The organism is Komagataeibacter intermedius TF2, assembly GCF_000964425.1.
Lineage (GTDB): Bacteria > Pseudomonadota > Alphaproteobacteria > Acetobacterales > Acetobacteraceae > Komagataeibacter > Komagataeibacter intermedius.
Genome location: NZ_BANF01000166.1, coordinates 1 through 6731, shown reverse-complemented (window position 1 = coordinate 6731; position 6731 = coordinate 1). Strand labels below are relative to the sequence as shown.

General features: G+C 64.2%; 4 protein-coding genes. All 4 read left to right on the top strand.

Going from position 1 to position 6731, the window contains the following annotated elements; genetic code table 11:
* The first annotated feature begins 95 nt into the window (after positions 1-95).
* The 4 genes from B7449_RS15095 to B7449_RS15080 all read left to right on the top strand — a co-directional run bounded on the left by B7449_RS15095 (position 96) and on the right by B7449_RS15080 (position 6678).
* Positions 96-1601: an efflux transporter outer membrane subunit gene (locus tag B7449_RS15095; RefSeq protein WP_039736771.1), complete on the top strand. Its 1506-nt coding sequence runs from the start codon at positions 96-98 to the stop codon at positions 1599-1601.
* Positions 1602-1610: 9 nt separating this feature from the next.
* Positions 1611-4859 (top strand): efflux RND transporter permease subunit, encoded by a 3249-nt coding sequence (locus B7449_RS15090; protein WP_039736772.1) that lies wholly within the window; start codon positions 1611-1613, stop codon positions 4857-4859.
* Between the two features lie 83 nt (positions 4860-4942).
* Positions 4943-6076, top strand: coding sequence for a sensor histidine kinase (locus B7449_RS15085; protein ID WP_159108157.1), 1134 nt, complete (start codon positions 4943-4945; stop codon positions 6074-6076).
* A complete protein-coding gene (locus B7449_RS15080; RefSeq protein WP_039736773.1) occupies positions 6073-6678 on the top strand; it encodes a response regulator transcription factor in 606 nt (201 codons plus the stop codon). Before B7449_RS15085 ends, B7449_RS15080 begins: the two co-directional genes overlap by 4 nt.
* The last annotated feature ends 53 nt before the right edge of the window (positions 6679-6731 follow it).

The following is a 6731-nucleotide window of genomic DNA, read 5'->3' as shown; positions in this document are numbered from 1 at the left end:
GTCATCTATCTCCTCATGGATGGCATCAGCCAGAAGCTCGCCAGACGTCTGGGGCGGGGCGGGCCATCTTCTTTCCCCGACGTGAAGGACCCGGCATGATTTCCAGGTTTTACGGTATCGTGCTGCCGCTCATGCTGGCGGGCTGCATGGTGGGACCACGCTATCACCGGCCAGACGCCATCATTTCCACGCAGTTCAAGGAACTGCGGCCCGCGCAGGGCTGGAAGCAGGCGTCCCCCCAGCTGGCAGCCCGGCCCAAGCTGGAGTGGTGGCGGATCTATAACGATCCGGTGCTGGACGGGCTGGAGGCGCAGGTCGCCCTGTCCAACCAGAACGTCAAGGCGTACGAGGCCAGTTACCGCAACGCCCGCGCCCTGATCGACAGCGTGCGCGCGCAGCTTTTCCCGACCATAAGCGGCAGCCTGGGCTTTAACCGTGACGGGCATGGTGCGGGTTCGCTGTCTTCCTCAGGCAGTAACTATGCCAAGGCCGGAACTGCCTACAACACCTATGACATCGGCCCCAGCGCCAGCTGGGATCTGGATATATGGGGCAAGATCCGGCGGCAGATACAGGAACAGGTCACGGCGGCGCAGGCCAGTGCCGCCGACCTGGCCAATGCCACGCTGTCGTATCAGGCGCAGCTTGCCATCGCCTATTTCAACCTGCGGTACCAGGATTCCCTGCAGGACCTGCTGAGGCGTTACGTGCATTTCAATGAACAGGCGCTGGCCATTACCGAAAACGGGTTCAACGCGGGCATAAATGACCCGACTGCCGTGCTGCAGGCGCGCACGACGCTGGAACAGAACCGTGCATCGCTGATACAGGCGGGGATCAACCGCGCGCAGTATGAACATGCGATCGCGGTGCTGATTGGCAGGCCACCCGCCGATGTCACCATCGCGCCTGCGCCGCTGACGCGCGAGGTGCCCCCCATTCCCGTCAGCGTTCCGGCCGACCTGTTGCAGCGCCGCCCCGATATCGCGTCGGCCGAGCGGAAAATGGAAGAATACAACGCCATGATCGGGGCCGAAATGGCGGCCTTCTATCCCGACATCACCATCAACGCCAGCTATGAACAGAGTGGTGGCGATCCGGTCACCTCGCTCATGAGCATGGCCAACCGCGTCTGGTCCCTTGGGGCCGCCGCGTCGGAAACCCTGTTTTCCGGCGGGTCACGCACCGCCGCCGTGCATGAGGCCGATGCCCAGTATGACAGCGCGGTCGCCACGTACCGCCAGACCGTGCTTTCGGCATTGCAGAGCACGGAAGACCAGTTGTCCAACCTGCGGATACTGGCTGATGAAGACGTGCGTCAGGCCGCGGCGCTGGATCTGGCCAACCGGACGGTGGAGGTCTCTCTCAACCAGTATCAGGCTGGCATTACGATCTATACCACCGTCATTACCAGCGAGACGACGGCGCTGGGTGACGCGGAAACGGTGCTGGGCATACGCCAGCAGCGCATGGTGGCCAGCGTGAACCTGGTCGAGGCGCTGGGCGGGGGATGGGATACGTCGCGCCTGCCCACGAAGGCTGTGCTGCAGAAGGACAACCCCTTCCTTCCCGCCTTCATCCAGCGCGATACGAACCGGTAGGCGACCGGTATGAATATCTGTCGGCCTTTCATACTGCGGCCCGTCGGCACCCTGCTTATGGCCATGGCCCTGCTGTTCGCGGGGGTGGTGGGGTATCGGGCCATGCCGGTGGCGGACATGCCGAATTTTTCGGTGCCGGTCATCTATGTCATCGCAAGCCAGCCGGGCAGTTCCCCCCAGCAGATGGCCAGTTCCGTCACCACCCCGCTGGAACGTCGCCTGGGCACCATTGCCGGGCTGCGCACGATCCAGTCGGATTCAAACGACGGCTTTGCCTTCCTGCTCATGTTTTTCGATGACACGCGCAATATCGATGGCGCCGCGCGGGACGTGGAAGCCGCCATTCAGGCCGCGCGCGCCGACATGCCGCCGACCCTGCGCATTACCCCGCAGTACTACAAGGCCAATCCGGCTTCCATGCCGGTCATGATCGCCTCGCTGACTTCCCCCACCCGTCCGCTGTACCAGCTGCGCGACATGGCGGAAACGCGGCTTCTGCCCATGCTGTCCCAGATCCATGGCGTGGGCTGGGTGCAGGTGGCGGGCACTGCCAAGCCTGCGGTGCGCGTGGATGTGCAGCCGTGGATGCTGTACAAATTCGGGATCGGGTATGAAGATGTCCGCGCGGCCCTGGCGTCGGCCAACGCCAATACCCCCAAGGGCGTGATCGAAACGGGCGACCGGCGTTTCACGCTGGCCACCAATGATCAGGCGCGGACTGCGGCGCAGTACCGCGATCTGGTCATCGCCTACCGCAGCGGGCGCCCCGTCCGGCTGGCGGATGTCGCCCATGTGGAGGACGGACCCGAAAACGAACGTCGGGCCGGATGGGCGAATGATGACCCCGCCGTGGTGGCCATCATCCGCCCGCAGCCCGGTGCGAATGTCATTGCCATTACCGACCAGATCAAGGCGCGCACGCACCTGCTGCAGCAGGCCCTGCCGGCGGATGTCAGGCTGGACTTTACCTGTGACCGGTCGCTGACCATCCGCGCGGCCCTGCTGGATACGCAGTTCACCCTGTTTTTCGCCATTGTCCTTGTCACTGTCGTGGTTCTTGCGTTCCTGCAGTCATGGCGGTCGACGGTCATACCGGTCATTACCGTTCCCATTTCGCTGGCGGGCGCGGTGGCGGGCATGTACCTGATGGGTTTTTCCCTCGATACGCTGTCCCTTATGGCGCTGACGATCGCCACCGGCTTTATCGTCGATGACGCCATTGTGGTGGTGGAAAACATTGTCCGCCACATGGAAGCCGGCGCCAGCCGCATGCAGGCGACCCTTGCCGGGGCGGAGGAAATCGCCTTTACCATCGTGGCGATTACCGTCTCGCTGGTTGCGGTATTCCTGCCCATGCTGTTCATGGGGGGCACGCCGGGAAAGATCCTGTTCGAATTCGCCATGACGCTGGTGCTGGCTGTCAGCGTGTCGCTGCTGCTGTCGCTCAGCCTGACGCCGATGGTGGGCGCGCACCTGCTGCACCGCCATGCCCCCGCGCGCGGGGATCGCTGGCGTGACCGGCTGGGTCAGGCGCTGGACCGGGGGTTCGTGCGCTGCACGGCATGGTATGGCGGCAGCCTGGATTACGCGCTGCGCCACAGGTGGCTGGTGATCCTGTCACTGCCGCTGACGCTGGTGGGCAGTGTCATCATCATGACCCATATTCCGAAGACCATGATCCCGGCGCAGGATATTTCCATCATGCAGGGATATGCGCGGGCGGACCAGAACATTTCCTTTCAGGCCATGTCCGCACGCACGCGCGAAGTGGTGCGGCGGCTGCGCGCCGACCCCGATATCCGCGATGTCATTGCCCTGACGGGGGAAGAAGCGACCAACCAGTCGCAGTTCTTCATCCAGCTGGTGGACCGTGGCCAGCGCCATTCCACGCCCGATGAAATCAGCCAGCGCCTGCGTGCGTCCCTGCGCACGATCGGGGGCATACAGGTCAACCTGTCCAATGCGGGCGACATGAATGGTGGCGGCGGCCGGCAGCATGACGGGAATTACAGCTACGTGCTGCACTCCGACAATGCGGATGATGTCTACACCTGGGTGCCCCGTCTGGCGGATGCCCTGCGGCAGGAGCCGGACCTTATGGGCGTCACCACGCGGGTGGAGGACAATGCGGATTCCCTTATGGTGGACATCGCGCGTGATACCGCCGCGCGATACCTGATCACGCCGCAGCTGATCTCCAACTCCCTGTATGATGCGTATGGGGAGCGGACGGCCTCCAACATTTCCACGCCGTTCACGGCCTATCATGTCGTTATGGAAACGGCGGCGCAGTACCGTGAAAATCCCGATATCGTGCATGACATGTGGATATCGACCGCGGGCGGGTCGGCAGGCGGCGGCACGGTGTCCAACACCATCCGCGTGACCCGCACCGACGCCGCGTCGCTGACCGGGCTTGCGGCCATAAGCCAGCAGTCCTTCCGCAATTCCATTGCCAACCGGCTGGCGGGTGGTGCGGGCGCATCAAGTGGCTCGGCGGTGTCATCCGCCACCGAAACCATGATTCCCTTAAGCAACGTGACCTACCTGCGCAGGCAGGGCACGCCCCTGAGCATCAGCCACCAGGGTGGTGCGATTGCTGGCACGATTTCCTTTGACCTGGCGCCGGGCCGATCGCTCAGCCAGGCGGAAGAGGCCATACAGCGCAGCATGCTGCGTCTGCATGTCCCGGCAGGCGTGCATGGGGCCTTTGTTGGCGAGTCAGCCGATTTTCATGCCGCCATCGTCAACCAGGTGCTGGCGTTCCTGTCGGCCATTGTGGTGATGTACATTACGCTGGGCATACTGTATGAAAGCTACAGCCAGCCGCTGACCATCATTTCCACCCTGCCATCGGCCATGCTGGGGGCGACGGGCAGCCTGTGGCTGTGTGGGGAGGCGTTTTCGCTGGTGGGGATGATCGGCGTCATCATGCTGGTGGGCATGGCGGCGAAGAATTCGATTCTGGTGGTTGATTTCGCGCTCAGGGCCCAGCGTGAGGGCGGGCTGCCGGTGGCCACCGCCATCGAGATGGCCTGCGTCAAGCGTTTCCGCCCGATCCTTATGACTACTCTGGCGGCCGCCATGGGGGCCGTGCCGCTGGTTCTGGGCAACAGTTACGGGGTGGAAATGCGGCGCCCGCTTGGCATTGCCATTCTGGGTGGTCTGGTTGTGTGCCAGGTCATGACGCTTTATTCCACGCCTGTGGTCTATCTGGTCATGGACCAGTGCGCCCGCCGGTTCCGTCGCAAGGGGTAAGGTAGCATGAAGACAGCCCACGCCCGGTTTCAGCCCGGCCGGATGCGCACGCCCCCCATGCCGTGGCGCGGGGGGACATGGACATGATGGACGATACCCCTGCCCCCGCCAGCCTGCCCCCACCGGGCAGAAAGAACCGGCTGCCGCGTCTGGCGTGGCATCTGGCGATATGCCTCTCGCTGCTGTTCCTGCCGGTCTATACGCTGCCGTGGGTGTGGGTGCCCCATACCCGGCAGGATCTGGTCATAGGCGGGATGGGCATCCTGACGATCTCGGCGCTGTTCCTGCGCGGGGTGTGGGAAGCCATGACGACCCGCTCCTTCACGCCCTGCCTGTATGGCTGCGCCGTGCTGCTGGCCGCATTCATGATCAGCCCGTTCCATGGACGGTGGGAAATCTTCATCGTCTATGCCTGCGCGCTGGCGGGGCTGGCCCGGCCGGTCATGCTGGCGGCGGTCACGATCATCTCCTTCCTGCTGCTGATCATCGGGTTCGTCTGGTTTACGCATGAATTCTGGCCCAACTGGCTGCCGACCACCATCATGGGGCTGTGCGTGGGGACATGGTGCATCTGCACGGCCATGCTGCAGGACAAGAACCGCTCGCTTCTGGCCGCGCAGGACGAGGTGCGCCTGCTCAGCCGCACGACCGAGCGTGAGCGCATTGCCCGTGACATTCATGACCTGCTGGGCCGGACCCTTACCCTTGTCGCGCTGAAGGCCGATCTGGCCGCGCGGCTTGCGGCGCATGATGACGCGCGCGCGACGGAAGAAGTGCGCAATATCGCCACCATTGCCCGGCAGGGACTGACGGAACTGCGCGCGGCCCTGACGGGCATGACGAACGCAACCCTGGTCCATGAACTGGGGCATGCCCGCGCGGCCCTGCAGGCGGCGGGCATAAAATGCACGGTGTCCGGATCGTTCGAAACCGTCCCCCCGCCCTGTGACGCCGTCCTCGCCATGGCGCTGCGGGAGGCCGTGACCAACGTCATCCGCCATTCCGGCGCCACGGCCAGCACGATCCGCCTGCTGTCGGGGCGGCATGTCATTACCCTGTCGGTACTGGATAACGGAACGGGAACATCCCCCCACCGTTTCGGGCGTGGCCTGTCGGGCATGCAGGCGCGACTGCAGGCGGCCGGGGGGGAACTGGTTATTGAAAGTAGCCGGCAGGGCACGTGCCTGCTGGCCCGCATGCGGGAAGAACGGACATGATTTCCATCGTGATTGCGGAAGACCAGACCATGGTGCTGGGTGCGGTTGCAGCCCTGCTGGGACTGGAAGAGGACATGCAGGTCATCGGGCAGGCGACCAACGGGCATGACGCCATAAAACTGGTGGAGACACTGCGCCCGAACGTGATCGTATCGGACATAGAAATGCCCGGCTGTACCGGGATCGAGGTTGCGCGGCATATTCATGCGCACAATCTGCCCACGCAGGTCCTGATCGTCACGACCTTTGGTCGGCCGGGCTATCTGCGTCGCGCCATGGAGGCATCGGTGCGTGGGTACCTGCTGAAGGACAGCCCGATCGAAGTGCTGTCGGACGCCGTGCGACAGGTTGCCGCCGGGCGCAATGTGCTGGCCCCCGAACTGATCGAGACCGCATGGGACGCCCAGCCCGACCCGCTGAACGAACGTGAACGCGATATCCTGCGTCTGGCCGAGGAAGGCCTGTCGAACAAGGCCATCGGGCTTGCGCTGAACCTGTCGCCGGGCACGGTGCGCAATTACCTGTCTGAATCCGCCAGCAAGCTGGGGGCGGCCAACAGGATCGAGGCTGGCCGCATTGCCCGCGCCAACGGATGGCTGTGACGCGCGGGCCGGCCGCCAGCCAGTCCCGTCAGGCGACGGCCATGCGCGGCTGG

Coding starts and splice junctions, on each gene's coding strand:
- B7449_RS15095 (WP_039736771.1), top strand. CDS start 96: ATGATTTCCAGGTTTTACGGTATCGTGCTGCCGCTCATGCTGGCGGGC.
- B7449_RS15090 (WP_039736772.1), top strand. CDS start 1,611: ATGAATATCTGTCGGCCTTTCATACTGCGGCCCGTCGGCACCCTGCTT.
- B7449_RS15085 (WP_159108157.1), top strand. CDS start 4,943: ATGATGGACGATACCCCTGCCCCCGCCAGCCTGCCCCCACCGGGCAGA.
- B7449_RS15080 (WP_039736773.1), top strand. CDS start 6,073: ATGATTTCCATCGTGATTGCGGAAGACCAGACCATGGTGCTGGGTGCG.